Origin of the sequence: Paenibacillus stellifer, from assembly GCF_000758685.1 — a bacterium.
Classification (GTDB): domain Bacteria; phylum Bacillota; class Bacilli; order Paenibacillales; family Paenibacillaceae; genus Paenibacillus_AQ; species Paenibacillus_AQ stellifer.
This window is the reverse complement of the sequence record NZ_CP009286.1, coordinates 1,243,907-1,270,587: the sequence shown is the minus strand read 5'-3', so window position 1 is coordinate 1,270,587 and position 26,681 is coordinate 1,243,907. Positions and strand designations below refer to the sequence as shown.

Annotated in this window: 22 protein-coding genes and 1 pseudogene; 6 read left to right on the top strand and 17 right to left on the bottom strand. The window is 57.4% G+C overall.

What is annotated here, in order from left to right; genetic code table 11:
• Positions 1 to 28: 28 nt before the first annotated feature.
• Together moaC and PSTEL_RS05790 are read right to left on the bottom strand one after the other, a co-directional pair.
• On the bottom strand, positions 29 to 505 hold the full coding sequence (gene moaC, locus PSTEL_RS05795; protein ID WP_038694112.1) for a cyclic pyranopterin monophosphate synthase MoaC: 477 nt from the start codon (positions 503 to 505) through the stop codon (positions 29 to 31).
• A complete protein-coding gene (locus PSTEL_RS05790) occupies positions 505 to 1,149 on the bottom strand; it encodes a 5-formyltetrahydrofolate cyclo-ligase (protein ID WP_052098219.1) in 645 nt (214 codons plus the stop codon). Before PSTEL_RS05790 ends, moaC begins: the two co-directional genes overlap by 1 nt.
• A 218-nt stretch (positions 1,150 to 1,367) precedes the next feature.
• Here PSTEL_RS05790 and PSTEL_RS05785 point away from each other — a divergent pair, with 218 nt between their 5' ends.
• The gene (locus tag PSTEL_RS05785) at positions 1,368 to 3,320 is read left to right on the top strand and encodes an ABC-F family ATP-binding cassette domain-containing protein (RefSeq protein WP_038694110.1); all 1,953 of its coding nucleotides are present in this window, start codon (positions 1,368 to 1,370) and stop codon (positions 3,318 to 3,320) included.
• Positions 3,321 to 3,625: 305 nt separating this feature from the next.
• Here PSTEL_RS05785 and PSTEL_RS05780 read toward each other — a convergent pair whose 3' ends face one another.
• From PSTEL_RS05780 to PSTEL_RS05735, 10 genes are all read right to left on the bottom strand, one after another.
• A complete protein-coding gene (locus PSTEL_RS05780; RefSeq protein WP_038694108.1) occupies positions 3,626 to 5,170 on the bottom strand; it encodes a 2-isopropylmalate synthase in 1,545 nt (514 codons plus the stop codon).
• Positions 5,171 to 5,797: 627 nt separating this feature from the next.
• Entirely contained in the window at positions 5,798 to 6,019 is a 222-nt protein-coding gene (locus PSTEL_RS27455) for a hypothetical protein (RefSeq protein WP_156995796.1), read from the bottom strand.
• Positions 6,020 to 6,046: 27 nt separating this feature from the next.
• Entirely contained in the window at positions 6,047 to 7,144 is a 1,098-nt protein-coding gene (tsaD, locus tag PSTEL_RS05770) for a tRNA (adenosine(37)-N6)-threonylcarbamoyltransferase complex transferase subunit TsaD (protein ID WP_052098217.1), read from the bottom strand.
• Positions 7,141 to 7,665, bottom strand: coding sequence for a ribosomal protein S18-alanine N-acetyltransferase (gene rimI, locus PSTEL_RS05765; protein ID WP_038694104.1), 525 nt, complete (start codon positions 7,663 to 7,665; stop codon positions 7,141 to 7,143). The genes tsaD and rimI overlap by 4 nt, the downstream gene beginning before the upstream one ends.
• Positions 7,662 to 8,495 (bottom strand): tRNA (adenosine(37)-N6)-threonylcarbamoyltransferase complex dimerization subunit type 1 TsaB, encoded by an 834-nt coding sequence (gene tsaB, locus PSTEL_RS05760; protein WP_038694102.1) that lies wholly within the window; start codon positions 8,493 to 8,495, stop codon positions 7,662 to 7,664. The genes rimI and tsaB overlap by 4 nt, the downstream gene beginning before the upstream one ends.
• Positions 8,496 to 8,500: 5 nt before the next feature.
• On the bottom strand, positions 8,501 to 8,983 hold the full coding sequence (gene tsaE, locus PSTEL_RS05755; protein WP_038694100.1) for a tRNA (adenosine(37)-N6)-threonylcarbamoyltransferase complex ATPase subunit type 1 TsaE: 483 nt from the start codon (positions 8,981 to 8,983) through the stop codon (positions 8,501 to 8,503).
• A gap of 132 nt (positions 8,984 to 9,115) precedes the next feature.
• Positions 9,116 to 10,111 carry a DMT family transporter gene (locus PSTEL_RS05750; protein ID WP_038694098.1) on the bottom strand — a complete coding sequence of 332 codons (996 nt, stop codon included), beginning with the start codon at positions 10,109 to 10,111 and terminating at the stop codon, positions 9,116 to 9,118.
• Between the two features lie 206 nt (positions 10,112 to 10,317).
• On the bottom strand, positions 10,318 to 10,875 hold the full coding sequence (locus tag PSTEL_RS05745; RefSeq protein WP_038694097.1) for a hypothetical protein: 558 nt from the start codon (positions 10,873 to 10,875) through the stop codon (positions 10,318 to 10,320).
• A gap of 214 nt (positions 10,876 to 11,089) precedes the next feature.
• Entirely contained in the window at positions 11,090 to 11,275 is a 186-nt protein-coding gene (locus tag PSTEL_RS05740; RefSeq protein ID WP_038694096.1) for an H-type small acid-soluble spore protein, read from the bottom strand.
• Between the two features lie 44 nt (positions 11,276 to 11,319).
• The gene (locus tag PSTEL_RS05735; protein WP_038694094.1) at positions 11,320 to 11,502 is read right to left on the bottom strand and encodes a hypothetical protein; all 183 of its coding nucleotides are present in this window, start codon (positions 11,500 to 11,502) and stop codon (positions 11,320 to 11,322) included.
• Between the two features lie 179 nt (positions 11,503 to 11,681).
• On the opposite strand from PSTEL_RS05735, the pseudogene ku reads away from it, so the two are divergent.
• The 3 genes and pseudogenes from ku to ligD form a co-directional block, all read left to right on the top strand.
• A pseudogene (ku, locus tag PSTEL_RS05730) lies at positions 11,682 to 12,602 on the top strand (non-homologous end joining protein Ku); the annotation flags it as partial.
• Between the two features lie 285 nt (positions 12,603 to 12,887).
• The gene (locus tag PSTEL_RS05725; protein WP_038694092.1) at positions 12,888 to 13,844 is read left to right on the top strand and encodes an ATP-dependent DNA ligase; all 957 of its coding nucleotides are present in this window, start codon (positions 12,888 to 12,890) and stop codon (positions 13,842 to 13,844) included.
• 18 nt (positions 13,845 to 13,862) lie between these two features.
• Positions 13,863 to 14,744 carry a non-homologous end-joining DNA ligase gene (ligD, locus tag PSTEL_RS05720; RefSeq protein WP_038694091.1) on the top strand — a complete coding sequence of 294 codons (882 nt, stop codon included), beginning with the start codon at positions 13,863 to 13,865 and terminating at the stop codon, positions 14,742 to 14,744.
• Positions 14,745 to 14,991: 247 nt separating this feature from the next.
• On the opposite strand, the gene PSTEL_RS05715 is transcribed toward ligD, so the two are convergent.
• Both PSTEL_RS05715 and cls read right to left on the bottom strand, forming a co-directional pair.
• Entirely contained in the window at positions 14,992 to 15,831 is an 840-nt protein-coding gene (locus tag PSTEL_RS05715) for a YitT family protein (RefSeq protein WP_052098216.1), read from the bottom strand.
• 192 nt (positions 15,832 to 16,023) lie between these two features.
• Positions 16,024 to 17,457: a cardiolipin synthase gene (gene cls, locus PSTEL_RS05710; RefSeq protein ID WP_038694088.1), complete on the bottom strand. Its 1,434-nt coding sequence runs from the start codon at positions 17,455 to 17,457 to the stop codon at positions 16,024 to 16,026.
• A gap of 202 nt (positions 17,458 to 17,659) precedes the next feature.
• Here cls and PSTEL_RS28335 point away from each other — a divergent pair, with 202 nt between their 5' ends.
• Both PSTEL_RS28335 and PSTEL_RS05700 read left to right on the top strand, forming a co-directional pair.
• Positions 17,660 to 19,054, top strand: a complete 1,395-nt coding sequence (locus PSTEL_RS28335; RefSeq protein ID WP_052098215.1) for a peptidoglycan DD-metalloendopeptidase family protein — start codon at positions 17,660 to 17,662, stop codon at positions 19,052 to 19,054.
• Positions 19,055 to 19,237: 183 nt separating this feature from the next.
• Entirely contained in the window at positions 19,238 to 19,681 is a 444-nt protein-coding gene (locus PSTEL_RS05700; protein WP_038694086.1) for a bactofilin family protein, read from the top strand.
• A 147-nt stretch (positions 19,682 to 19,828) separates the two neighbouring features.
• Here PSTEL_RS05700 and PSTEL_RS05695 read toward each other — a convergent pair whose 3' ends face one another.
• From PSTEL_RS05695 to gltB, 3 genes are all read right to left on the bottom strand, one after another.
• Positions 19,829 to 20,614: an ABC transporter permease gene (locus tag PSTEL_RS05695; protein WP_038694085.1), complete on the bottom strand. Its 786-nt coding sequence runs from the start codon at positions 20,612 to 20,614 to the stop codon at positions 19,829 to 19,831.
• Positions 20,607 to 21,536 (bottom strand): ABC transporter ATP-binding protein, encoded by a 930-nt coding sequence (locus tag PSTEL_RS05690; protein WP_038694083.1) that lies wholly within the window; start codon positions 21,534 to 21,536, stop codon positions 20,607 to 20,609. The genes PSTEL_RS05695 and PSTEL_RS05690 overlap by 8 nt, the downstream gene beginning before the upstream one ends.
• Before the next feature lie 247 nt (positions 21,537 to 21,783).
• Complete coding sequence (gltB, locus tag PSTEL_RS05685; protein ID WP_038694082.1) at positions 21,784 to 26,379, bottom strand: glutamate synthase large subunit; 4,596 nt, start codon at positions 26,377 to 26,379, stop codon at positions 21,784 to 21,786.
• Positions 26,380 to 26,681: the final 302 nt, after the last annotated feature.

Genomic DNA, 26,681 nt, shown 5'->3' with positions numbered 1-26,681 from the left:
TGTACCGAACGGGACCCGTGCATGGCCGTCAGTCTTCTCCAAGCCGGTAGTCACCGTTCTTGCCGCCGCTCTTCGAGACAAGCAGCGTCGGCCCTATAACCATGTCTTTCTGCAGAGCCTTGCACATATCGTAGACCGTCAGAGCTGTGGCAGACACAGCGGTCAGCGCCTCCATCTCCACGCCTGTCCGGCCTGTTGTCTTGACTGTGGCTTCTATATATAGTTCATCTTTGTTGTTATCGGTAAAAGCGATGTCGATGCCTGTCAGAGGCAGCGGGTGGCACATCGGAATCCAGTCGGAGGTCTTCTTCGCGGCCATGATGCCGGCGACCTGGGCGACCGCAAGTACATCGCCTTTGCCGATTGTTCCCGCTTTAATCGCCGCCAGCGTATCCGGCGCCATCTTCACCTGGCTTCGGGCGGCTGCGATGCGGCTTGTAATCTCCTTGCCGCTGACATCGACCATCCGGGCTCGTCCCTGCTCGTTAAAATGCGTCATTTCCATTAGCCGCTGTCCCTCTCCCTCAATCGGCAGTCCACAATTCCGTCCTCGGTGATCAGAAAATCCATGAACGCATCATGGGCTTCCATCGGCACCTCGGGAATAAGCTGCGCAGCGTAAGCCAGTCCGATCCAGACCGTGCTTGCTTCGCCGGTTCCGCCGCCGTTTCCTGCCATACGGTGCGCAAGGAGCCGATCGTAGTATCCACGGCCGTAGCCCAGCCTGCCGCCCCGCAAATCGAAGGCAAGTCCCGGTACAAAAATAACGGCCGGTCTGACATCCTCATCCAGTTCAGGCGAATCCGCCGCCGGTTCAGAAATGCCGTAAGTCCCTTGGATCAGCTCATGCCAGGAACTTACGACATGCAGCGACAGCATGCCGGTATCCGAATGAACCCTTGGCAGAATGACGCTCCGGCCACTTTGCCAGCAGTTCTCGATCAAAGGACGTACATCCAGCTCCGAGCGAATCGGCGCGTAAGCCATTACCGTCTCCGCCCCGGCCGCCTCCACGAAGCTCCAGGCATGGCGGCAGGCGAGGGCTGAGCGTTCCTGTCTATCCAAGTTGCTCAAGCTTCCTCTTACGGCGCCCATGGCGGCGCGCAGCTCACGTTTGGAAGCGGCGAGCCGCATATTCCAGTCCGTCACTCTTCCGCCTCCCTAAGCGATTGTTGTCATGGGTTGTAATGCTCTAGATTATCTTCTAGTGTACCACTCTTGTTGAACATTCGCCAAGGGACGCCGTGAACCCTTTGACCTCGCGCAAAAAAGTCTTTTCATGTACACTAGATTTAGGAACAATGGTGCATTTATAAGGCGGAGAATGCTTCTCCGCGAGTCCCAGAGGGTGGAGGTTTGCGTTAATCATGCTTCTTCAAGCGACAGGAATCACCAAGCTGTACGGCATTCAGCCCGTACTGGAGGGCATCAATCTCCAGGTGAACGAAAAAGAACGGGTCGGGCTTGTCGGCGTCAACGGCGCGGGTAAATCGACCCTGCTGAAAATTATGGCCGGAGAGCTGTCCTATGACGGCGGCCAAATCTATAAATCGAAAGAAACGACCGTCGGCTATCTGGCCCAGAACAGCGGCCTCCAGTCGGACCGGACGATCCAGGAAGAGATGCTTGCCGTCTTCGAGCCGCTGCTCCAGGCGGAAGCCGAGCTTCGGGAAATGGAGAATCGAATCGCTGATCCACAGGCGGCGGCTGATGAGAAAGGCTACGCCGAGCTGCTGGAGCGCTACGCCCTGCGCTCGGACTGGTTCAAGGATCACGGCGGCTATGAGATGAACACGCGGATTCGCAGCGTTCTGCATGGTATGGGCTTCGGCGAGTTCCCGCCGGATACGCCGATCAATACGCTAAGCGGCGGGCAGAAGACCCGGCTGGCGCTGGCCCGCATTCTCCTGCAGGCACCCGATCTGCTCATGCTGGACGAACCGACCAACCATCTCGACATCGAGACGCTGACCTGGCTTGAGGATTACCTCCGGGGATATGCCGGCGGCATACTGGTCGTCTCCCATGACCGGTATTTCCTGGACCGGCTCGTTACGACGATCGTCGAAATCGAGCGGCATCAGTCCCGCCGCTATACGGGCAATTACAGCCGCTACGTGGACTTGAAAGAGGCCGAATACGAGAGCAGGCTGAAGCAGTACGAGAAGCAGCAGGACGAAATCGCCCGTCTGGAAGACTTCGTTCAGAAGAATATCGTAAGGGCCTCCACTACCAAGCGGGCGCAGAGCCGCCGCAAAATGCTGGATAAGATGGAGCGGATCGAACGGCCGCTCGGCGAGCTGAAGAAGGCCAGCTTCTCCTTCGAGCCCAGCTTCCATTCCGGCCGCGAGGTGCTGCAGGTCCGGGATGTAGCCGTGCGCTTCGGCGACAGTCCGCCGCTGTTCAGGAACGCCTCCTTCGAGCTCCGGCGCGGTGAGACTGCTGCGCTGATCGGACCGAACGGAATCGGGAAGTCGACGCTTCTGCAGTGTCTGACCGGCAGCCGGGAGCCGTCCGCCGGAACCGTGAACTGGGGCGCGAAGGTCAAGCTGGGTTATTACGACCAGGAGCAGACCCGCCTGAATCCGCATAACACGGTGCTCGAGGAGCTTTGGAGCGAATATCCGATGCTCGATGAGGCCCGTATCCGGACTATACTCGGCAATTTCCTGTTCAGTGGCGAGGATGTGCAGAAGAAGATCTCCGCGCTCAGCGGCGGCGAGAAAGCGCGGGTTGCGCTCTCCAAGCTCATGCTGCTCGGAGCGAACATGCTGATCCTCGACGAACCGACCAACCATCTCGATCTGATCAGCCGCGAGGTGCTGGAATCGGCGTTGATCGATTTCGAGGGCACGCTGCTGTTCATTTCCCATGACCGCTATTTCCTCAATAAAATGGCGGAACGCGTGCTGGAGCTTCATCCGGAAGGAATCGATCAGTATCTCGGGAATTACGACGACTATATCGCCAAAAAAAGCGAGCTGGAGGACCTCGCCAGCGAAGGAGAGAATAGCCTGCCTTCTCCTTCGACCGCCGGAGCGGCCAAGGACAGCCAGCCGGCCGATAAGGGCAGCGTCTCTTCATACGAGGCCGACAAGCAGGCCAAACGCGAAGAACGCAACCGCCAGCGGCGCATAGCCGAGCTGGAGAATGCGATCTCGCAGCTCGAAGCGGAAATCGCGGAAATCGAGCATGAAATGACGAAGCCTGAGGTATATCAGGATTATATGACGCTTCAGACTCATGAGGCAGAGCTTAACGTCAAAAAACAGACGCTTTCCGATTATTTCAGCGAATGGGAAATTCTTGCCGAAGAATAATTTTTACAAGCCAGATATTCTTTATCCACAAGATTGTCCCCAGATTTCGTGTATAACTTGTACTAAAAAAAGGACCCTCGGGTCCTTTTTTAGGCTTCAAATCGCAGTTTATTGGTGTCAAGTACTTTTTATCCACCGGTTTATCCACATTATCCACATTTTCTACAGTTTTGCTGTTGATTATTTATGCCCTTAACCAGTGTTCAAAAAAAGAGGCGAATCTCCTGGTTTTACACGGTTTTTACACAAAACTGCCGGAATATGTGGATAACCTTGTCCACAGGTTGACAAAGAAAGCGTGCTGCTTATTGAACAGGCGTCAGCAGTGCGGCGTTGCAGGCCGCAATGAAGGCAATCCCCGCTGCCATAACGATATCCTGATGGATGGCAGTTCCTCTGTGACGGACTCCGTTCCACTCCACATCGACAACAGCCTCGCCGTAGGCGTCTTCTCCCTTTCCGAGCGAATGCAGCTCCAGCCCCGCGAAAGTGACCTGCTCGTCTATTGCCTGGGAAATGGCCGCAATGACCGCTTCGAGCGGTCCCTCTCCGGTGCTCGTGTGGCTGCTCTCAGCGCCTGTCGCCAGATTGCGCACTGTCACCGCCGCCACCCGGCGAGGCGCGCTTCCGGCCAGAACCTGCACATCCCCGAGCTCGTATCTGCCGGTAACCCGTCCCGTCGACTGGCTGATCATTTGCAGCAGCTGCTCGTCGCTCACGGTCTTTTGACGGTCGGCCGTCTCCTTGAACGCCTCGTACAGAGTCTCCAGCTCGCCGGCGTCAAGTGAAATGCCGTACTTCGCCGTCCGGTCCTTCAGCGCATGCCGTCCGGAATGCTTGCCGAGAATGATCATGCTGCGTGGAATGCCGAGCTTCTCGGGGTCCATAATTTCATAGGTGCTCCGGTCTTTCAGCAGGCCGTCCTGGTGAATGCCGGATTCGTGCTGGAACGCGTTCCGTCCGACAACCGGTTTGTTATAGGGGATCGGAAAATGCATCATCTCGCTCACAAGACGCGAGGTCTCGTACAGCTTGCCGAGAACAAGATTCGTCTTCGCGCCCAGCGCTTCGCCCCGGGTCTCCAGGGCCATGGCGAGCTCTTCCATCGCACAGTTCCCCGTCCGCTCGCCGACGCCGTTAACGGTCACCTCGATCTGCGAGGCTCCTCCCTCGATCGCAGCCAGGCTGTTCGCCACAGCCAGCCCCAGGTCATTGTGACAGTGGGCGCTGTAGATAACCTTGTCGCCGCCTCTTGCGCCCTGCCGGACCCGGCGGAACATCTCGCCATATTCATGCGGCAGCGCATAGCCGACCGTGTCAGGCAGATTGATGATCGTAGCGCCCTCTTCAATGACCGCCTCGATCATTTCGATCAGATCGTCGATGCCGGTGCGGGCCGCATCCATGGCGGTGAATTCCACTGTGTCGCAAAACTTTCGGGCGTAAGCCGTCATTTCCCTCGCCGTGGCGACGACCTCAGCGCGGCTCTTGCGCAGCTGGTGGCGCAGATGGATATCCGAGGAGGAGATGAACAGGTGAATGCGCCGTCTCTCCGCATCCATAGTCGCCTTCACCGCGGCGTCGATATCGCCTCTGACCGCTCTCGCGAAGCCGCAGATTTCAGCGTTCCGAATTTGGCGGGAGATCGCCTGAACCGCAGCGAAATCCCCGGGGCTGGATACCGGAAATCCCGGCTCCAGCACATCCACGCCGAGATCCGCCAGGTTTCCGGCGAGCACGATTTTTTGCTCCGGGGTCAGGCTCGCTCCCGGCGCCTGCTCGCCGTCTCTAAGCGTCGTATCGAAAATTTGGATCGTTCTGCGCTGTGCTTCAACTGGGCTTCTCATCATTCATTCCTCCGATTTTAATAATTGTTGTACATCTGAACTTCCGCGAGATACAAAAAACCCGCCGTCTCTTGGGTTAAAGAGACGGCGGGTTTCCCCTCCGCGGTACCACTCTTCTTGACGCCTGCTCCGCGAATACGCGAAGCCGGGCGTCCAGCTTATCTTTCCCGCTGCAGTTAAACCGCCGCTACGCGCTGCGCTGTGCGGTTGAATCTGCATGGGAAAGGTCCGGTAACGGGGACGGGCCGTAAGCCGGCGTACTGTGCGCATCTCGCGCGCCTCCGCAGTCCCGGGTGCGGCCGCACTTGCCGGGAATGGGGAGACGCGGCTGTAAGCTGCGCGGGTTCCGCCGACACGCTTCCGGGCGAGATTCAAGGGGGACGGCCGCCGCGTTGCACCATTTCCGCGGCTCTCTGACAGACCTTCTTCCCTCTACTGCTCCCGTTCATCGCGTTTGTTCGTTATGTTCATATCAATAAAAAAAGCCCGCCGTCTCATCAAGAGACGACAGGCTGTGCCTTCGCGGTACCACTCTTGTTGATCGCACATCTTCCGGTCGCCGGTCAGGCGGCCCGGGAGGGCAGATCCAACTTTGCGCCGCATGCATCGAAGCTGCAAATGCAGCGATTCTCATGCGGCCGTCCGTTCACGGGGACGATCCGTATCGGCGTATTCACCTCCGGCCGTGCACTGCCGGGTGAAGCTCATTCCTTCTGCATATTCCATGCGCACAAGGGCTGATCTTCTGTCTTCCGCCGCTCCGCTCCCGGACGAGTTCAGGTCTCCTTCGGCTGCGTCGCACCAACCCGCAGCTCTCTTGATCCCGGAATATTCCCTACTGCTTCCGTTCATCGCGTTTATCCATATGGTTGCTCATGATTATACGCGCTGATCCTCACGGCTGTCAACAGTTCCCTGAGGCTTGCCCGAACCTGAACCGACGGACCACTCCTCCAGCGACAGTCCAGGGTCGGCCACCAGATCAAGCGGCGTACCGCCGTCATGGGTCCATTTCGGGTAGGCCGCCGCCCCGATCATGGCGGCATTGTCAGTGCAGTAGACGGACGGCGGGATGATCAGCTCGATCCCTTCCTTCCGGCAGCGTTCCGCCAGAGCCTCCCGCAGCCCGCGATTGGCGGCGACACCGCCGCAGAGCAGCAGCTGCCGGGCGCTTGTCACGGAGACGGCGCGGACCGCTTTTTCCACAAGGACTTCAACAACCGACTCCTGAAAGCCCTGGGCAATCGCCGCCACATCCGGCTCCAGCCCCTTCATCCGGCTCTGGTTCACCAGGTTCAGCACCGCCGATTTCAGGCCGCTCAGGCTGAAGTCGAAGGAATCCGGCTCCAGCCATACGCGCGGCAGCGCCTCCGCCTTCTCCGCCTCATGAGCCAGCCTGTCCACATGCGGCCCTCCCGGATAGGGAAAGCCGAGCGCCCGGGCCACCTTATCATAGGCTTCCCCGACAGCATCGTCCCGCGTGCGTCCGATGATGCGGAAGCGTCCCTCCGATTCCAGGCTGACCAGCTCCGTATGACCGCCGGAGGCGACAAGCGCCATGCATGGATATTTCAGTTCGCCGACCAGACGGCCTGCATAAATATGCCCCGCAATATGATGCGTGCCAATCAGGGGCTTGTTCCAGGCCAGCGCCAGGCTCTTCGCCGCCACAACGCCGACAAGAAGCGCGCCGACAAGACCCGGTCCCTGTGTAACGGCAACGGCGTCCAGTTCCTCCGGAGTAATTCCCGCCTTATCCAGCGCTTCCTCCACAATAAGGGTAATGACCTCCACATGCTTGCGCGACGCAACCTCCGGCACAACTCCGCCGAAAGCGCGATGTGTTTCGATCTGGCTCGAGATGATATTCGACAGCACTTCGCTGCCGTTCTTGACGACCGCCGCCGATGTCTCGTCGCAGCTGGTCTCGATAGCCAATATATAGACAGGCTTGTCTCCGCCCGCTTGATCCTTCATTCCAGTCCCACTCTTCCTTCCTTTATCCCGTAGTCCCGGTAGGACGGAAGCTCCGCCCACATAATGAGCGCATCCTCGCGGTTGTCGGAATAGTAGCCCTTGCGTACGCCTGCGGGGCTGAAGCCTTTTTTGCGATACAGATTCTGGGCGACCTCGTTGGACACCCGGACCTCCAGCGTGATTGACTTCATGCCGAGATAGGAGGCGGTCTTCATCAGCTCGTCCAGCAGGCGATCGCCCCATTTCCGTCCCCGGTAGGCAGCCAGAAGCGCAATATTGGTAACATGCGCCTCATCCACGATGGCCCACATGCCCGCATAGCCGATAATTGCCCCCTCATACTCCATGACCATATACTTGGCAAAATGATTATGCGTGAGCTCGTTCCGGAACGCTTCTTCCGTCCAGGGCATCGTAAAGGCTTCCCGTTCGATCACCAGAATCGACGGGATATCCTCCAGCTTCATCAGCCTGAATATCGGGTCTTCCTCCCGCTCTTTCGCCGCTTCCGCTTCCGTCATTTCGACTTCACGCCTCCTTTGCCGCTTCGGAGCAGGTTGGCTTCCGCTTCCGCCAGCTGCGTATAGTTCGGGATGAGCCCGTGAATATCATCAGCCTCACCCCTGGCGATCCGTTCTTCGCCCAGGAAGCCGATCCATCGGCCCTCCAGCTCATACGGAACCGCCTTCCATTCGGCGCGCCCCTCAAGCGGCGCGAGCGTCTCGGCGCGGGCGTGAACCGCCGTCTCGCCGACGAAGAGCACCCGGCCCGGCTTCTCCCCCCGGGCCGCCGCCTGCTCCGCGGCCTCGGCCAGGAAGACCGTGAAATCCGCCATCAGGCGGATGCGGTCTTCCTCGAGCCGTCGCGGAGCCGCTCCGGGCACGGCCTCGAACAGGGCCGTGTACACCTGCCCGCGCCGCGCATCCAGCAGCGGCACGATCCAGTCGGGCCCCTTTGCTGGGGCCCCATCCGTGCCGGCCGCGCTGCTGCCGGCTTCTTCCCGCTTGGCGGCGCTCCATCCGCCCCAGGCTAGCGCCTGGAGGGTGGATACGCCAACGGCGGGAAGCTTCCAGGCCCAGGCCAGCGACTTGGCGGCCGTCACGGCGATCCGGGTTCCCGTGTAGGAACCCGGACCAAGACCGACGGCGATGCCGTCCAGGGCGCCCGCGCCTCCCGAAGCCTCAAGCGCCCGGCCTATGATCGGGAGCAGATGCACCGAATGGTTGCGCTCGCCCGACGCGTTGATTTCATGCACCGCACTGCCGCCTTCGGTTACGGCCACGCCCAGCGTTGCCGTCGCCGTATCCAACGCCAAAAGCCGCTTGCGCGGCCCTTTATTATCATTGTCCATGCTGATTAACCCCACTTCTGTATCAGACCCCGGCAGATGTCCGCATAAGGCTCTCCGGTTCCGGCCACTGTAATTACGCGTTCTTCCGGTCCGGCCGTCTCCAGAAAAATATGCAGATGCCGCTCCGGCATCAGCTCCGCGATCAAGCTGCTCCACTCGACAAGGCAGACGCCTTGTCCGTAGAAATATTCATCCAATCCCAGCTCGTCCGCCTCTGGAAGAGACAGACGGTAGACATCCATATGATACAGCGGAAGACGTCCCGCATACTCTTTGATGATCGTAAATGTCGGGCTGCTCACAATGCCCGGTACGCCCAAATGACGGGCGAAGCTCTGCGAGAACGCGGTCTTGCCCGCGCCCAGATCGCCGTCCAGACCGATCACCCAGCCCTCCCCGGCGGAATTCGCCAGCGATTCCGCCAAAGCCTCCGTATCCCGGAGGCTGCGGGAACGGTACGTGAACACCGCTTCCGGATTATTCTCCACCCGCAACAACCTTCCTTTTATAGAGGGTAGGCGACAAATCGACAGACTGCGCCCAAAATTTTGAATACTTTTTATTATATCGGTCCGGTCACTTTCCCGCAACAGAGAGGCAGCGCAGCACAATCCGGCCCGTCACTGGACGGACGGCAGCTCCTCCCGCTCGCCGCGCGGCGCAGACTTGGCTCCGGCCGGCTCCTTGTGGGCGAACAGGCTGTGCAGCACCATTCCACAAATAATGACAGCGATTCCCGCCCAGGAGATTAGACTCGGCGCCGGCGAGGAGAGAATCAGCATTTCCCCAATCAGAGCGAACAGCACCTCCAGGGACTGCGTCGCCTCGACGGCCGCAAGGCCCGTCATGCTGTGCCGCACCAAATCCGTCGCCCGGAAGAACAGCACCGTTGCGACAATGCCCGAGGAGAGTGCAACTAGTAGGGATTGGATCATCTGGCTGCCCGAAGGCAGGCCGGAGTCACGCCAGCCAATCAGGGCGACAATCAGCCAGAAGGGCATGCTGGCCAGCGTCATGCCGAGTATCCGCTGGAAGACATCAAGCCGGCCGCCGCATAGCTCCATCGTCTTTCGGTTGCCCAGCGGGTATGCGAACGACGCAATCAGCACGGGCACGATGCCGAGCAGCACCTGGGACTCAGGCAGCTTCTGCGCATGCTCCAGCTGCAGCAGCGCGACGCCTGCGAGAATGATCAGGGACAGCAGAAGCCCGCGCACCGGGATTCGTCCCCTGACACGCTCCGATCCATTCGCACCTTGGACATTGGTGAGAAACAGAGGGGCAAGCAGAGAGCCGGAGATAATCGTAATCTGCCATGTTCCGGCGGTCAGCCAGCCGGGCGCGTAAGCAGCCGCGAATGTAATCGGGGCGTAGAACAAGCCGAAGCCGACCGTTCCCCACAGCAGCCAGGCGAGCGGCCGGTCCGCCATCTCCCGGAGCAGCGGCCTCAGCCTTCCCCGTCCGGCCACTAGCGCCAGCAGAAAAGGCAGCGTAAAGATGTAACGGAGAGACGAGCTCCATGCCCAGCTTCCTCCGGACAGCTCCATCCGGCGGTTGAGCACAAACGTAACGGCAAAAAACAGCGCCGAACATATGCCAAGCAGTATGGGTTTCACACCTATCACTCATTTCGTTTCTTTTTGTCTATTGTGGAGTTATTCACGATTATACCAGCATTTCCGGTGAAGATGAGAGACAATACAGCACAACAAATAGCCCTGGGAGATAATCCCGGGGCTTCATTCAGCTAGGTTTCGGAATCTCGTTGCAGCTCGCCGGTAAGCGGAACAGGGCTTCATGCGTGTGTACCTTGGCCTAAACGCTACTGCTTCCTGAGAAAAGTGAAGCTGCCATCGGGAATTCCTTGTTGGTTCAAGTGCCGAAAGACTAGATAGGACTTGATTGTCCCGAGATAGCTCTGGCTGTTCAGACCTTTATTCCCAACCTGCCGGAAACCGGATCCGTCCGGACGTATGGCAAACAGACCTCCCGAATCTGAATCTTCAGCATCCACCGTGAAATAAACCCACCCGTCAATAATATCCAAAGGGTCAGATGACCATCCTTTTAATTTGCGAACCGTTTCCTTGCCATTCTTGAATAGGTGGAGATAGGAGGTGCGGTTAGCACCGTCTCTTTCTGAATATACAAATTGATCCGACTCCACATCCCATATATACCCATTCATGAAGACCAAGTAGGTTGAAAGTCTCTCGCCTTTATCTTCTTGCTCCTCTTCAAAATAATAGGTGTCTTCATCGGCGCTTATGTACGTCTCATCATTATCAACATCGGACAACGGCTTGCGCTTAAGTACAAAGTCTTGGGCATAGCGATCCCATCCGAAATAATATTTGTAGGACTTATCCCGCGCTTCCATAACGGATTATTTATTCATTTCGTATCCTTCCGAAGTTTCTTGATTTATTTTTCCTTTAAGTTAGTTATCGGTTAGGAATACGGCAATTTCAATAGTTTATCAGTAAAGGCAAATTGTAGGATGTTCATTCCGCGCAAAAAAAACCTCTTCCGGCGCTTGCCCGCCGAAGAGGTTTTTAGGATATCTTTTTTTTACAAAGTTAACCCTTTCTCAGCTAATGCTTCTCTTCCACCAATCTGTCGACTCCAACCGTCTGCACATCCGTCGGCCGCGAGCCGATCTGAACTGTCGCCATGCCATTCGCGGCATCCACATGCTCGATCCACACGGGCTTGCCATCCAGACGGACGGCGATCATATCCTTGGAATCATAAATATCCTGCGCACGCTGAACGTCCATCGCATTTCCTCCTCAATTTTAATTGAAAATCCGGTCCGCTTTTTTTATTCCATATCGGGTTCATAATCATCCGGCGGCGCTCCAAGCGTACGATCCGGGTCCAGCATGTCCGTGCCTGGCAGCACATCGTCATCACGCTCTGCCGCCGTCAGCTCCTCCCACTGAACAACCTCTCCCGGTATGCCCGGAAATCCCCACTCATCCCGCTTGATATCATACGATTCCATGAGGCTCTGCCCTCCGTTCTTCCTGCCCCTATTTCGAAGGTGACGGGCGCTGCGGCATTAGCTTATCCAGAGTTCCCCGATTCTATGCCGGGACGCGTCATCTCATAAATTCTTCAAGGTGTAAAATGCTCGGGTCCGCCCATACTAAGCCAAACTGACATAACAGAGGTGGTGATTCCATGCATACCGTCTGGAAAGGCGCAATCAGCTTCGGACTCGTGCATGTTCCGGTCAAAATGTTCTCGGCAACGGAGGATAAGGATGTATCGCTCCGCTACATTCACAAGGAGTGCGGCAGCCCTCTGTCCTATGTGCGGAAATGCCCGGTCTGCGACAGGGAGGTGGCCTGGGAGGAAATCGGCAAGGGCTATGAATATGAGAAGGGAAAGTTCGTAATTTTCGACAAGGACGAGCTCGACGCCCTGACGGAAGAGAGCACCAAGACGATCGCAATACTCGATTTCGTGGACTTGAAGGAGATCGACCCGATTTATTTTCAAAAAACATACTATCTCTCGCCCGATCAGGCCGGCGCTGGTGCTTACGGCTTGCTGATGGAGGCAATGCGCCAGACGGGCAAGATCGGGGTCGCCAAAATTTCGGTCCGTTCCAAGAGCAGCCTCGCTGCGATCCGGGTGCTGGACAACTGCCTCTCCATCGAGACGATGTTCTATCCGGATGAGATACGCCCGGTAACCCAGGTTCCCGGCCTGCCGGAAGCGGCGGCTGTCAGCGACAAGGAGCTGGAGATGGCGAAGCTGCTCATTTCCCAGCTGTCCACGCCGTTTGAACCCGGCAAATATACCGACGATTACCGCCAGCGCATGCTGGACCTAATCGCGGGCAAGGTGGCCGGCGAGGAAATCCGCGTAGCTCCGGCCCGGGCCGAGGCGAATGTCATCGACCTTATGGCCGCGCTGCAGGCGAGTATCGAGGCCGTACAGCATATTCCGTCCGATCCCGGAACTCTGGCCGGGACGGAAGCCAAGCCGCGCAGAACGGGATCGGGGCGGAAGAAAGCCGCCAAACCTGCCAGCAAGGCGGCTGGAGCGTCTGCCGGCGCAGGCCCGGCGGCAGTCGGCTCCGGTAGAGCAGCGGCAGGGACTTCCGCGGCTGGCGGAAGCCCGGCTGCGGGTGCGGGAACTGCTGCGGCTGGGGGAGGTCTGGCTGCGGGTGCGGCGACTGCCGGGGTTGGCGGAAGCCTGGCTGCGGGTGCGGCGACTGCCGGGGCTGGCGGAGGCCCGGCCACCGAAGCGGGAACTGCTGCGGGAGGAGCGGCTGGAGCGGCGGCTGCCGGCGCGGGAGCTGCCCCGGTGATTGCGCCGAAGCCGAAGCGGCGCTCGCCCAAATCGAAGCAGACAGTCTCTTAAGATGGTGCGCTGCAGATGAAACTTCAGCCTATTGTACCGTTCGAGCCCGTGCTCTCCGATCAGCTCCCTGAGGGCGAGCAATGGATCGCCCAGATCAAATGGGACGGCGTCCGGATGCTGTCCTATTTCGACGGAGCCACCACCGAGCTGATTAACCGCAAAGGCAACTACCGTACCGCCCAGTATCCCGAGCTTGCCGATGCCGCCGCCTACTGCCGGGCGAAATCCTGCATTCTGGACGGCGAGGTGATTGCGCTCAAGGAAGGCAAGCCTTCCTTTCATGAGGTGATGCGGCGGGATAGCCTGCGGAGCGGATCGTCCATCCGGCAGATGGTTCCCCGTCTGCCGGTGCTCTATATGGTGTTCGATCTGCTGTACTGCAATGGAGAATGGATCATGGATAAGCCTCTCTTTGAGCGCCAGCGGCTTCTGCAGGACATTCTGCTGCCTCATCCGAATGTGCAACTCGTCCCCAGCTACCATGATGCCGATCAGCTGTTTCGCTCCGCACAAGCCAATGAGCTGGAGGGCATTGTGTGCAAGGATGTGCGCGGAACCTATATGCCCGGCGGCAAAGACCGGCGCTGGATCAAGCGCAAAATCATCCAGGATGTGAATGCCGTCGCAGGCGGCTTCACGTTCCGCGACGGAACGGTCAATGCGATCCTGCTCGGGCTGTACGACAGCGGGAATGGACTCCGCTATATCGGTCATGCGGGCACAGGCAGATTGACCGTCAAGGACTGGCGGGAGCTGACGGAATTGGCTCCGAGTCTGGCCGCATCTTCCATGCCGTTCGCTTCTCTCCCCCAGCGGGCCAAGGGAGCGTTCTGGATCAGGCCGGAGCTTGTGTTCAAGATTCATTTTCTCGAATGGAACGCCTCCGGAACGCTGCGGCAGCCGAGCATTCAGGCCAGAGTCGATATCGCGCCTGCCGAGTGCGTGCTGCCGGAGGCTTTTGTCAATAATTAAGGGTTGGAGGAATCGTCGATGCCTACGGTGAAGGGTTCCATCACAATCGAGGGGGAGGTCGTCCCCATTACGAATCCCGACAAACCGCTGTGGCCGCAGCAGGGAATCACCAAGATGATCTATCTGGAGAAGCTGGCGGCTCTGGCTCCTTACTTGCTGCGCTATCTGAAGGGCCGGCTGCTGACCGTCATCCGTTACCCGCATGGAGTTGAGGGCATGTCTTTTTATCAAAAGAACGCGCCTGACCCCCTCCCTCCCTACATCCATACCACCATGCACGAGGGGATCAACTATATCACACTTGACGGACTCCCCGGCTTGCTGTGGCTCGGCAATTCCGCTGCCCTCGAATTTCATCCCTCACTGCATGCCGCAGGCAGCACGCTGCCCTGCGAATGGATGATCGATCTCGATCCTTCGCTTGATGAAGAGCCCCGGATCATGGAAGCGGCTGCCCTTGTCGGCGATGTTCTCAAGTCCTTAGGGATCGAGTCGGTCCCGAAGACCTCGGGTGCGACGGGCGTGCAGATCATCGTTCCCATCAAGCCTGGCGTCACGTTCGATGAGCTGCGGAAGCTGGGGCTGTTCGTCGGACGCTATGTGACGGAGCAGCATCCCTCCCTGTTCACTCTGGAGCGGCTGAAGAAGCATCGCGGGGATAAAATCTACTTCGACTATCTCCAGCATTACGGAGGCAAAACACTTGCCGCCCCTTATACGCCCCGCGCGCGCCCGCTGGCGACGGTATCGACTCCGCTGACCTGGGAAGAAGTGCGCAGCGGGGCTTCGCCGGAGCAGTTCCATCTGCTCAATATCACGGACCGGCTCAGCCAGACCGGCGACCTGATCGCCCTGCTGCCTCCGCAGCCGGTGGAGCGGGTAATCAAGGCGCTGCCTTGAGCAGCCAGTGGAGTGGGTGATCGGGGGGCGCGGTCTTGGGCTGAGCAGCCGGTGAAGCGAGAGATCGGGGCACTGTCTTGAGTTCGGCGTATTTCCGAAACGGTACGGCATACTCCAAAGCCCACGCCAGCACCTAAACAAAAACCTCCGTCTGCCGCGAAAAGCGCGGCCCGGAGGTTTGGTTGTTGAACTATTTTTCCAGTATGAAAAAAATGAATAATAGCTTCCCCATCATAAGTTGATGGCATTAGTGGATGGCCTTCTTCTTGAACCGTCCGCCCTTCACATCGTGAATGTTGCCGACGGCGATAAAGGCGTCCGAATCCCAATCCTCGACAATCGCCTTCATCTTGGCTTCCTCCAGACGGGTGATGACCACGAAGATAACCTTCTTGTTCTCGCCGGAGAAGCCGCCTTCTCCTTCCAGATATGTCACGCCGCGTCCCAGACGCTCTGTCAGCGCTTCACCGATATCGCGGTACTTCTCGCTGATAATCCAGACCGATTTCGATTGGTCCAGACCTTCGAGCGTCACGTCGATTACTTTAAAGGCGATATAATACGCAATCAGCGAGAACATGGCGTTGTTCCAGCCGAATACAAAGCCTGCGCTGGACAGGATGAACAGATTGAAGAACATGACCACTTCTCCGACCGAGAACGGCATTCTCTTGGTGACTAGAATCGCAACAATCTCGGTACCGTCCAGAGAACCGCCATACCGTACGACCAATCCCACGCCGACGCCCAGAATGACGCCCCCGAACACGGCTGCCAGCAGCGGCTCTCCAGTAATGGAAGGAACGGGATGCAATAACTGAGTCCCGATCGACATGATGACGACCGCGAACAGTGTGGACAGCGCAAAGGTTTTACCGATCTGTTTGTAGCCAATAATGAGAAAAGGAAGATTGAGAAGAGTCAGCAAAATACCGAGGGGGATATGAAAGATATGCGACAGCATAATGGAAATGCCCGTAATGCCGCCGTCGACCATCTGGTTAGGAACGAGAAAAATCTCAAGCGCTACGGCCATCATGCCGGCCCCTACGATCATCATGATCGTGCGCTGAGCCAGTCTTGCCATCTTGATTGTCCCCGATCTCCGGGGCTTGTTGGGTCCTTCTTGGACTAGTACATGTGAACTCGTACCCATAAAACTCCCCCTGCCATAATCAAAATTTTATCCTTATTTCTAATAGTATATCATATTGTCATATTCTTTGATGACCCTGAAATGTAAATTTACCTTCCAAACGGTTCCCTGGAGCCTTCCCGCCTACAATAATGGAGAGAAAATACGGCAAATTTCCTCCCTCAAGTGTTCCATTTTGCCTCTGGAATAGTACCACTCCGTATCGACCGGATCGCTGTTCGCAAGATCCCTTTGGAAGATGTCCGCCAGCTCTTCGATCCGTTCCGGATTCATCAGCACGGTGGATACCTCGAAATTGGAATAGAAGCTTCGTAAATCGAGATTGCCGGAGCCGACCGAGGCGAGCATTCCATCCATAACCCACATCTTGGCATGAAGGAAGCCGCGGCGGTACCGATAGAACCGGACTCCGTCCTCCAGCAGATCACCGAGATAAGAGAGAGATGCGCTGTATACAAGCTCGCTGTCAGGTTTGGCCGGAATGATGATCCGCACATCGACACCGCGCAGCACGGCGTTCTTCAAGGCGCGGCGAATGGCCGGGTCCGGAATAAAATACGGCGTTTCGATCCAGACCCGCCGCTGCGCGGCATTAATGGCCGCGAACAGTATCGCCTGCAAAGAGTCGCGGTCGCCGTCCGGTCCGCTGGCGATGATCTGCACCCCTTCTTCTCCTATGCAGCAGTGCGCGGGGAAATGACGCGGGTGGCTCAGGCGCTCGCCTGAAGCGAGCCGCCAGTCTTTCAGAAAGATACGCTGCAGGAAAAAGACCGCATCACCCTCCACCTGAAGCTGCGTATCCCGCCAATTTCCCATTTTCGGGTCCTTGCCCAAATAATCATCGCCGATATTGATGCCGCCGGTAAAGCCGATCCGTCCGTCGACGATAAGGATTTTGCGGTGATTGCGGTAGTTGAATCTGCCGGTCCGCAGCGCCAGCAGCGGGGGGAGGAAGGCATGCGTCTCTACCCCGCTGCCGCGCAGCGAGGCTATGAAGCGGCGGCTCAGCGCATGGCTGCCCAGACCGTCATATAGCAGACGGACCTTCACCCCTTGTCTGGCCTTCCGGCACAGACAATCGCGAAACACTCCGCCGATCTCATCGTCCCGGAAAATATAGACTTCCAAGTGAATATGCTCAGATGCCGACTCCATTGCTCTCAGCATGGACTCATAGGTTTGTTCTCCATCGATCAGAACTTCAGTATGATTGCGCGCCGTGGCGGGATAGCCGGATAATTCGTTCAGCAGATTCAGGAGATCGTTCCGTCCATACATCTCCGGATTGCCAGTCTCCTCCGGATCAGTAATCGGCCGGCATTTCTCCGAGGCATGGCATTCCCAGCGTACCCCTTTGTTATCCGTAGCCGCGGCCCGGATGCGGCGCCTGCTCGCATAGTCCCTCCCCAATGCATAATAGAGAAACAGAACAAGAGGCGGACAAAAAAAGAGTAAAGACAGCCATGCCACCGCCTTCTGCGGATGACGATATTCGAGCAGCAGGATAACCATGCCTTGTACGATAAAGACAGCTAATAGAACGGCCAGTATGATCATATCTGAGCTTTCTCCTCCCTTCACCTCCGCCGCTGGTGGCTCCAAAGCCGGATAACTACAGCTTTTGCCCAAACCGTACCGATTTATTCAAAGCCGAGCCTGTCATGTTCCTGCCTGCGGGCGAATACATAGAATAATAGAACGTGCCATCAAGCAGCGTTCCTCTGCCGGACCGGCGGTACGGACGCGGGAAGGAGTCACTATGAAAAGTCACTCGGACAAGATTACCTTGTTGGTCGTCGGGGATGCGGAGCATCCTGTCAGACAGCTTCAGCTCGCCAAGCCTTTGGCCATCGCCCTTCCGGCTGCGGCTGTGCTGTCCGTCTCGAGTCTGGTCACCTCCATGTATGTCCATTCCTCCCGTTCCATGCAGGAGCTGGAAGCGGAGGCCGCCGCTTTGTCGGAACGGAATATACGGCTCGAAGCCCAGGCAGCCGACAGGGAGACTACCCTGAGGCAGGTTCAGACCGAAGCTGCGAAGCTGTCTCAGGAAGCGGATACGGTCAGGGAACGTCTGAAAAGTGTCGACGCGCTGGAGCAGAAGCTTCAGGACATGATCAAGAAGCAGGGAGCAAGTACGGGAAAGGAGTCCTCCGCTGCGAAGAGCTCCAAGAGCTCGGCTACCGCGGCCGCGAAGAATGAGACAGTCGTAAGGAAGAGCGTGGAGTCCACGAAGGCTTCTGCCTATATCGCACCGTTTGCGGCGTTCAGCCGAAGCTCAGGCACTTCGGGCTCCTCCGTTCGAGAAAATCCGGAAGATAATCCGATGGAGACCTCCAGCGCTTTGGCCGCCGCTCAGGCTTCTTCCGCCGCTCAAGCTTCTGCCGCCGGCACAGGAGACGCGGTCCCTGCCGGGCTCAAGCCCGTTCCCAAGCCGTCCGCAGCCGCCGGGGTCCAGCAAAATGCAGATGATGTTCAGAACGCATTATTCGTTCAGCCTTCCCAGTCTGTATCTCCCAGCGCTATCACGATCCGGATCGGCCTTCTGGAGACCGCTATCGATCACACCCCTCTGCTTCGTGTAGGCGGAGAGTACGTTGCCGTTCACAGAGCGCCCGAAGCTCTCGCCGTCAGCGAGACCAAGGACGAGTTGGCCGAGCTCGGCTCTCAACTGGAGGAGATGATCACAAGTCTTAACCGGACCGTACAGGAGGCTCAGGAGGCCAACGCCGCCCGGATGGAGCAGGCGCTTCGCGAGCAGGCGAAGGCTTTCCTCTGGCCGACCTCCTCCCGGACGATCTCCTCCAGCTTCGGCTACCGCACCGATCCGTTCAAAGGAACAGCGGCCTACCACGGCGGAATCGACATCGCAGCACAGACAGGCGATTTCGTATTTGCCGCCCAGGCGGGAACGGTCATAACCGCCGACCAGACCGCCGCGCGGGGCAATTATATTGTTATCGACCATGGAGACGGCATTCAGACCTGGTACATGCACCTCAGCGCTGAGAATGTCTCCCCCGGCGACAAGGTCGCCAAAGGACAGCGCATTGGCGAAGTCGGCAGCACCGGGCGAAGCACCGGGCCCCATCTGCATTTCCAGGTGGTGAAGCAGGACAAATTGGTTGATCCGCTATCGTACGTGCATCCAGAATAATGCGGCATATGCAATGCAAGTTGGATTAGTGTTTGAATTTGAGTGCGAGCCTGCGTTTGGGTTTGAGTCTGGGTTTGAATCTGTATCAGCATCTGCGTTTGAATCTAATTCTGAATATGCTTTTGAGTGTGACTCAGATTCGAATTTATTGTTCGATTTTTTCGATTATAAGGAGGGATTCACATGTGGAATAAGACGGAGAAGCGCCGGGGGCCTGCGGCATCCGATTCGCTGCTGGGCGCGGGACAGACACTTGAAGGCAAAATGCTGTGCGAGACCAATCTGCGGATCGACGGGGAGTTCACCGGTGAAATCTGCAGCGGCGGTACGGTAACGATCGGCGAAAAAGGCAAGGTTCATGCGGACATTACCGCAGAAGAAATCATTATCGCCGGTCATGTCTTTGGAGACATCCGGGCCAAGCGGCGGCTGATCCTTACCTCGACCGGCTACTTGAACGGGACGGCTACGGCCAACCGGCTCTCCATTATGGAGGGCGGCGTGCTCAGCGGATTGGTGGACATGGAACAGCCGCCGGCTCCTGCTGGAACCGGCGGCGCATGGGAATTACGTGAGACGGAGTCTGACGATGATGGAAGCCTTGAGCGAAGCAAGGCCGCTATCTAGCATATGGACGGGCAAAGTCCGTCCGCATGTTCAGACCGCTGCAGCAGATGGCTGCAGCGGTCTGTCTATGTCTGTCTGTGCTGCGGCAGCACTCCCTCGAGCCTTGCCATATACACCTTCAACAACTCCCTTAACTACACCTTCAAATCACCCGGCTACGTCTCTCCGGCTGAATACCAGCCAGGACAGCGCCAGGAAGACGACGTAGTATACGGCAAGCACGGCGATCGAGAATCCGAAGGATACGCCGCCCGGCCCTGTATTCGAGAACATATAGCCGCTCAGATTCATATGCGGGAACAGCAAATACTTCGCCCATTCGTAAGTCTCCGGATTGAACAGCGTATTGAAGATATCTTTGGCGAAAATGATGAACAGCGACAATCCGATCGCCAGCCCGCTGGCCCGGAACACACTGGATACCATAAAGGCGAGCGCAATGGTCAGAAACAGCTCGATATACCGGCAGGCGATATCTACCAGCATATATTGCCACATGCTCCATCCGTGCACCGGCGGATCGACATCCCCGCCGGCTTTAAAGAGAAGGAAGCTGGCTGCGAATCCGACGACCACCAGAAGCACGGTGGACAGCAGGCTAAAGAGAATGAGTGAGGTGTACTTGGAGAGCAGAATCTTGGAACGGCTCCACGGACGGATCAGCAGCAGCTTGATCGTTCCCCAGGTGAATTCGCCGGCCACCGCATCCGAAGCGATAATGACGCTGAAAATCGTGTTAAGGTAGAACAGGACGCTGATCGTAATCTGGAAGACATTCCAGCGGTCCGGCCGGGATGCGATGTCGGTAGTCGTATAGACCAGAACCGGCATCAGCACGGCCAGCAGCACAAGCAGAACGAGCATGATCCATGTACGAACCCGGCTGTAAACCTTGATATTTTCGTTATGTACGAGCGACAGCCAATTACTCAATGCCTTCACCCCCCGTCATCTTCAGGAACTGATCTTCCAGTGAAACCGTGATTTCCCGGATGCCGAAGACCAGATGACCTTCACCCACCAGCCTTTGATTCAGTGCAGGGATCTCGTCGCGGGTCGCCGTTACAACCAGCCCTTCCTTCCGGATACTGCCGCCGATCAGCGCCTGCGCCGCCGCCGGTTCATTCACTTCGAACAGAATTTCCATCTTCCGGGCCCCATCGTCGTCGCCTTCCAGCCCCCTAAGCCCGCGCACATCAATTAGCCGGCCATTCTGGATGACGGCCACAGTGTCGCACATGAGCTCCATCTCGGAGAGCAGATGGCTGGAGACGAACACGCTCGTGCCTTCCTCCTGGCACAGCCGCCGCAAATAATCGCGCAGCTCCCGTATGCCCTGCGGATCAAGACCGTTGGTCGGCTCGTCCAGAATCAGGAGCTTGGGCCGGTGCAGCAGAGCTTGGGCAACGCCCAGACGCTGGCGCATGCCGAGAGAGTAGCTCTTCACCCGGTCATGAATGCGCTGATTCAGTCCGACAAGCGTCACCACCTCGTCGATCCGCTGCTTCGTCACGCCGGGAACCATACGCGCGTACTGCTTCAAATTCTGATAGCCTGTCAGAAATTTGTACATCTCGGGATTCTCTACAATGGCGCCGACCTGGGCCACCGCCTCCTCGAACTGATGGCGGATGCTCTTGCCGCCGATCAGAATGTCTCCATTGCTGATAGAGATGAGTCCCACCATCATGCGGATGGTCGTCGTTTTGCCCGCACCGTTCGGGCCGAGAAATCCGAAGACCTGCCCCGCCGGGATATCCAGTGTCAGATCGCTGACCAGCTTCTTGCTGCCGATCGATTTGCTCACATTCAGCAGACGGGCTACCGGCTCGGCGGCCGGGGTAGATAATGTCATGATCGCCCTTCCTTTCACAATCCATTTTTTTGAAAAAAGACCCCTATGTAATTAGACGCAGCCTGTCCGACAAACCCTGCAATCCTTTATGATTTTTTTCCACTCTCGGGAAAAATAGACATTCCATCTCTTCCCTGCATGTCATCAATTTCAAAAAAAGGCGGCGGCCCCAAGCTGTTAAAGCTCCGAGCCGCCCCCGTAATATTAAACCCTATTATAGATCATCGCTGAATTATGCACTGATGAATTAGCCGCCTACGCGAGCCAGTTCACGCATATTCGCCTCGAAAGCGGCCAGAAGGGCTGCTTCTCCGCGAAGACCGGTGTCTTCCGCCTTGCGGATCTGCTCCAGCATCCGCTTGTAATCCTTCGGAATGACGCGAACGAATTTCGCCAGGTTCTGCTGCCAGCCGTCCAGAATGCGCTGACCGAGCGTACTGCCGGTCAATTCCGCGTGACGGGCGATCATGCCGCGAAGCTCTTCAGCTTCGCTCTGATCTTCAACACGCTCCAGCAGCACCATTTCCAGGTTGCAGCGGTTAACAAATGTGTTGTCCGGATCATAGACATACGCGATACCGCCTGACATCCCCGCGGCAAAGTTGCGTCCGGTTTCGCCCAGAACTACGACACGTCCGCCTGTCATGTATTCGCAGCCGTGGTCGCCCACGCCTTCCACGACGACATTGACGCCGGAGTTGCGGACTGCGAAGCGTTCGCCTGCGATGCCGTTGATGTAAGCTTCGCCGCTTGTCGCGCCGTAGAACGCCGTGTTGCCGATAATGATGTTCTCTTCGGCCGCGAAGGTTGCCTTTGGCGACGGCTTCACAATCAGCTTGCCGCCCGACAGGCCCTTGCCGACATAGTCGTTGGAGTCGCCCTCGACCTTGATCGTAATGCCCTTCGGCACGAATGCGCCCAAGCTCTGGCCGGCGGAGCCGGTGAAGGTCAGGGAGATCGTGTCGTCCGGCAGACCGGCTGCTCCGTATTTGCGGGTCAGCTCGCTGCCGAGAATCGTACCCACCGCACGGTTGACGTTCGTGATCGGCAGAGATGCCGTTACAGGCGTTCCGTTCTCAAGCGCCGGAGCCGCAAGGGACAGCAGCTTCGAAACGTCGATGGTCTCTTCCAGACCATGGTTCTGCTGCTTGCTGTTGAACCGCGTGCTGCCTTCCGGAAGCTCAGGCGTGTGCAGCAGGCCGCTGAGGTCGACGCCTTTCTTCTTCCAGTGATAGGCTGCCTGAACAGCATCCAGACAATCCGTGCGTCCTACCATTTCCTTGATCGTACGGAAGCCCAGCGAAGCCATAATCTCACGAAGATCCTCTGCAACGAACGTCATGAAGTTCACGACATGCTGCGGATCTCCAGCAAAGTTCTTGCGAAGCTCCGGATTCTGCGTGGCAACGCCGACCGGACAAGTATCCATCTGGCAGACGCGCATCATAATGCAGCCTACGGCCACCAGCGGAGCAGTGGCGAAGCCGAACTCTTCCGCTCCGAGCAGCGCAGCGACGGCGAGGTCGCGGCCGCTAAGCATCTTGCCGTCCGACTCCAGAACGACGCGGTCACGCAGATTGTTCAGAATCAGCGTCTGATGCGTCTCAGCCAGGCCCAGCTCCCAAGGAAGACCGGCATGGCGAATGGAGTTCATCGGCGATGCGCCCGTTCCGCCGTCATAACCGCTGATGAGGATTACGTCGGCACGGCCTTTCGCCACGCCAGCGGCGATCGTGCCTACGCCAACCTCCGATACCAGCTTCACATTGATATTCGCACGCGGATTAGCGTTCTTCAGATCGTAGATCAATTCCGCCAAATCCTCGATGGAGTAGATGTCATGGTGAGGAGGCGGCGAGATCAGACCTACGCCCGGCGTCGAACCGCGAACCTCGGCGACCCAAGGATAGACCTTGCGTCCCGGAAGCTGTCCGCCTTCGCCCGGCTTGGCGCCCTGCGCCATCTTGATCTGGATTTCGTCCGCATTCACCAGATAGTTCGACGTTACGCCGAACCGGCCGGATGCAACCTGCTTGATCGAGCTGCGGCGGGAATCGCCGTTGGCTTCCGGAACGAAGCGCGCCGGATCTTCGCCGCCTTCGCCGGTGTTGCTCTTGCCGCCGATGCGGTTCATGGCGATCGCCAGCGTCTCATGCGCTTCCTTGCTGATGGAGCCGAAGGACATGGCGCCTGTCTTGAAGCGTCTCATAATCGAGCTGGCCGGCTCGACCTCTTCCAGTGGAATCGGTTCTCCGACCGGTTTCAGCTCAAGCAGGGAGCGCAGTGTCTGATGCTTCTTGCTCTCGCCCTGTACGAGCGCCGAATATTTCTTGTACATTTCGTAATCGCCGCTGCGGACCGAATGCTGCAGCAGGTGAATCGTCTGCGGGTTGAACAGATGATCCTCCCCGTCGCTGCGCCATTGGTATTCGCCGCCGGAATCGAGAACTTTGTCTGTGCCGTCCTTATCGGAGAAAGCGCGGAAATGATGTGCCAGCGCCTCGGCAGCCACTTCCTCCAGGCCGATGCCGCCGATTCGAGACGGCGTCCAGGTGAAGTAACGGTCCACGAATTCGCTCTTCAGGCCGACTGCTTCAAAAATCTGCGCGCCCCGGTACGACTGGATCGTGGAAATACCCATTTTGGACAGAATCTTCACCACGCTCTTCGTGGCGGCCTTGATGTAATTCTTCACGGCTTTCTCATGCGAGACGCCTCTCAGCAGGCCTTGAGTGATCATGTCATCCAGGCTCTCGAAAGCCAGGTAAGGATTGACTGCGCTCACGCCGTAGCCGAGCAGCAGCGCGTAGTGATGTACCTCGCGCGGCTCGCCGGATTCCAGCAGAATCGTAACCTTCGTCCGCGTTCCCTGGCGGATCAGATGGTGATGCAGGCTCGAAACGGCCAGCAGAGCCGGGATAGCCGCGTTCTCACGGTCTACGCCACGGTCGGACAGAATCAGAATATTGTGGCCCTTGTCGATAACCCGGTCGGCAGCTTCGCTGAGGTTATCCAGCGCTTTGCCGAGGCCTTCGGCTCCCAGGTCGGCCGGGAACAGAATCGGAATGGTCATCGCCTTGAAGCCCGCACGCCGCACGTGGCGGATCTTCGCAAATTCCTCGTTCGACAGAATCGGAGTATGCAGCGCGATCTGTCTACAGCTCTCCGGTTCTGGTTTGAGGAGGTTCCGTTCCGGTCCGATCGTCGTCATCGTCGAGGTGATAAGCTCCTCGCGGATGGCGTCGATCGGCGGATTGGTTACCTGGGCGAACATTTGTTTAAAGTAGTTGTACAGCCGCTGCGGGCGGTCGGACAGCACCGCGAGCGGTGCGTCATAGCCCATGGAGCCGACAGCCTCGGCGCCGCTGGAAGCCATTGGCTCCAGCACTTTGCGCAGGTCTTCGAACGTGTAGCCGAATGCCTGCTGCAGCTGCTGGACATTGTCATGCTTCGGATTCGGCAGCTCAGGCGCATCCGGCAGCTCTTCCAGGCTGATCAAATGCTCGTCAAGCCACTGGCGGTACGGACGCTCCGATGCGATCGCGGCCTTAACCTCTTCGTCAGAGATGATGCGGCCTTCTTTGGTGTCGACCAGCAGCATGCGGCCCGGTCTCAGGCGGTCCTTATACAGAACGTTCTCCGGAGCGATATCGAGCACGCCCGCTTCCGAAGACAGAATGATCAGATCATCTTTGGTTACATAATAACGCGATGGGCGCAGACCGTTGCGGTCCAGAATGGCGCCGATCTGCACGCCGTCGGTGAAGCCCATGGCTGCAGGCCCGTCCCACGGCTCCATCAAGGTGCTGTGGTATTCATAGAAGGCTTTCTTGCTGTCGTCCATGCTGTCGTGATTGCTCCAAGGCTCTGGCACCATCATCATGGCGACATGCGGCAGGGAGCGTCCGCTCAAATACAGGAACTCGAACGTATTGTCGAACATTCCGGTATCGGAACCGTCCGGATTGATGATCGGCTTGATCTTCTCCAGATCGCTGCCGAACACATCGCTCTTGAACAGCGACTGGCGGGCATGCATCCAGTTCACATTACCGCGAAGCGTGTTGATTTCGCCGTTGTGGATCATGAAGCGGTATGGATGCGCGCGCTCCCAGCTAGGGAAGGTGTTCGTACTGAAGCGGGAGTGAACCAGCGCGATCGCGGATTCCAGCTTCTCATTCTGCAGGTCCAGGTAGAACTGTCCCACCTGTACGGTGGTAAGCATGCCTTTGTAGACGATCTTTCGACAGGACAAGCTCGGCAGATAGAAGGATTCTCCTTCTTCCTCTCCGCCATAGCGGATCGCGAGTTCCGCGCGCTTGCGGATGATATACAGCTTTCGTTCAAAGGCCAGATCGTCCTGAATGTCCTCGGAGCGGCCGATAAATACCTGGCGCACATACGGCTTGGCGGCCTTAGCCGTCTTGCCCAGCATGTCGTCGTAGGTCGGCACGTCGCGGAAGCCAAGAAGACTCTGTCCTTCTTCAGCGACAATTGCGCTCAGGATGCTTTCATGTTTGGAGCGAATGTCTTCATTGTGAGACAAAAAGAGCATGCCGACGCCGTAACGGCCCGCTTCCGGCAGTTCAAAGCCGAGCGCTTTCGCTTCTTCGGAGAAGAAACGGTGCGGAATCTGCAGCATGATTCCTGCTCCGTCGCCGGAATTCGGCTCGCTTCCCTGGCCTCCCCGGTGCTCCATGTTAATGAGCATCGTTAAGGCGTTGCTGACAATCTCATGAGAGGGCTTTCCTTTGATATGCGCGACAAAGCCCATACCGCAGGCGTCTTTCTCGAACTGGGGATCGTAAAGGCCCTGTTTTGGGGGCAGTTCAGTGTGTCTCATCTTACGCAACCTTTCTATAATAAAGTGGGGCATTATTAATAATTATTCAAGGCAGATTGGTTATATTATTTTATCATCGACCTTACATGAGCGCAATTTAAACTTTTTTATTACGCCGATTAACATTGCCTTTTGCGACACAGCTTTAACGAATAAAAGCCTAAATAAACTAAAGGATGTATATTTATGCAACATGAGTGAATAAGCGCTTATGCATTGAAAGCGTTTTATACATGTTACATTTACCAGTATCTCTTTAGAAAGCGTTTTATTTTCCCTTCAATAACCAAAAAGCGCCCCTT

Bases quoted from the DNA above. Each gene is read 5' to 3' on its own strand.
- PSTEL_RS27455 (WP_156995796.1), bottom strand. From the start codon at position 6,019: ATGAACGGAAGCAGTAGGGAATATTCCGGGATCAAGAGAGCTGCGGGT.
- cls (WP_038694088.1), bottom strand. From the start codon at position 17,457: ATGATCATACTGGCCGTTCTATTAGCTGTCTTTATCGTACAAGGCATG.
- PSTEL_RS05740 (WP_038694096.1), bottom strand. From the start codon at position 11,275: ATGGACGTTCAGCGTGCGCAGGATATTTATGATTCCAAGGATATGATC.
- PSTEL_RS05715 (WP_052098216.1), bottom strand. From the start codon at position 15,831: ATGGCAAGACTGGCTCAGCGCACGATCATGATGATCGTAGGGGCCGGC.
- gltB (WP_038694082.1), bottom strand. From the start codon at position 26,379: ATGAGACACACTGAACTGCCCCCAAAACAGGGCCTTTACGATCCCCAG.
- PSTEL_RS05735 (WP_038694094.1), bottom strand. From the start codon at position 11,502: ATGGAATCGTATGATATCAAGCGGGATGAGTGGGGATTTCCGGGCATA.
- PSTEL_RS05725 (WP_038694092.1), top strand. From the start codon at position 12,888: ATGAAACTTCAGCCTATTGTACCGTTCGAGCCCGTGCTCTCCGATCAG.
- moaC (WP_038694112.1), bottom strand. From the start codon at position 505: ATGGAAATGACGCATTTTAACGAGCAGGGACGAGCCCGGATGGTCGAT.
- PSTEL_RS05700 (WP_038694086.1), top strand. From the start codon at position 19,238: ATGTGGAATAAGACGGAGAAGCGCCGGGGGCCTGCGGCATCCGATTCG.
- PSTEL_RS05745 (WP_038694097.1), bottom strand. From the start codon at position 10,875: ATGGAAGCGCGGGATAAGTCCTACAAATATTATTTCGGATGGGATCGC.
- PSTEL_RS05780 (WP_038694108.1), bottom strand. From the start codon at position 5,170: ATGATGAGAAGCCCAGTTGAAGCACAGCGCAGAACGATCCAAATTTTC.
- PSTEL_RS05785 (WP_038694110.1), top strand. From the start codon at position 1,368: ATGCTTCTTCAAGCGACAGGAATCACCAAGCTGTACGGCATTCAGCCC.
- PSTEL_RS28335 (WP_052098215.1), top strand. From the start codon at position 17,660: ATGAAAAGTCACTCGGACAAGATTACCTTGTTGGTCGTCGGGGATGCG.
- rimI (WP_038694104.1), bottom strand. From the start codon at position 7,665: ATGACGGAAGCGGAAGCGGCGAAAGAGCGGGAGGAAGACCCGATATTC.
- tsaB (WP_038694102.1), bottom strand. From the start codon at position 8,495: ATGGACAATGATAATAAAGGGCCGCGCAAGCGGCTTTTGGCGTTGGAT.
- tsaD (WP_052098217.1), bottom strand. From the start codon at position 7,144: ATGAAGGATCAAGCGGGCGGAGACAAGCCTGTCTATATATTGGCTATC.
- PSTEL_RS05690 (WP_038694083.1), bottom strand. From the start codon at position 21,536: ATGACATTATCTACCCCGGCCGCCGAGCCGGTAGCCCGTCTGCTGAAT.
- ligD (WP_038694091.1), top strand. From the start codon at position 13,863: ATGCCTACGGTGAAGGGTTCCATCACAATCGAGGGGGAGGTCGTCCCC.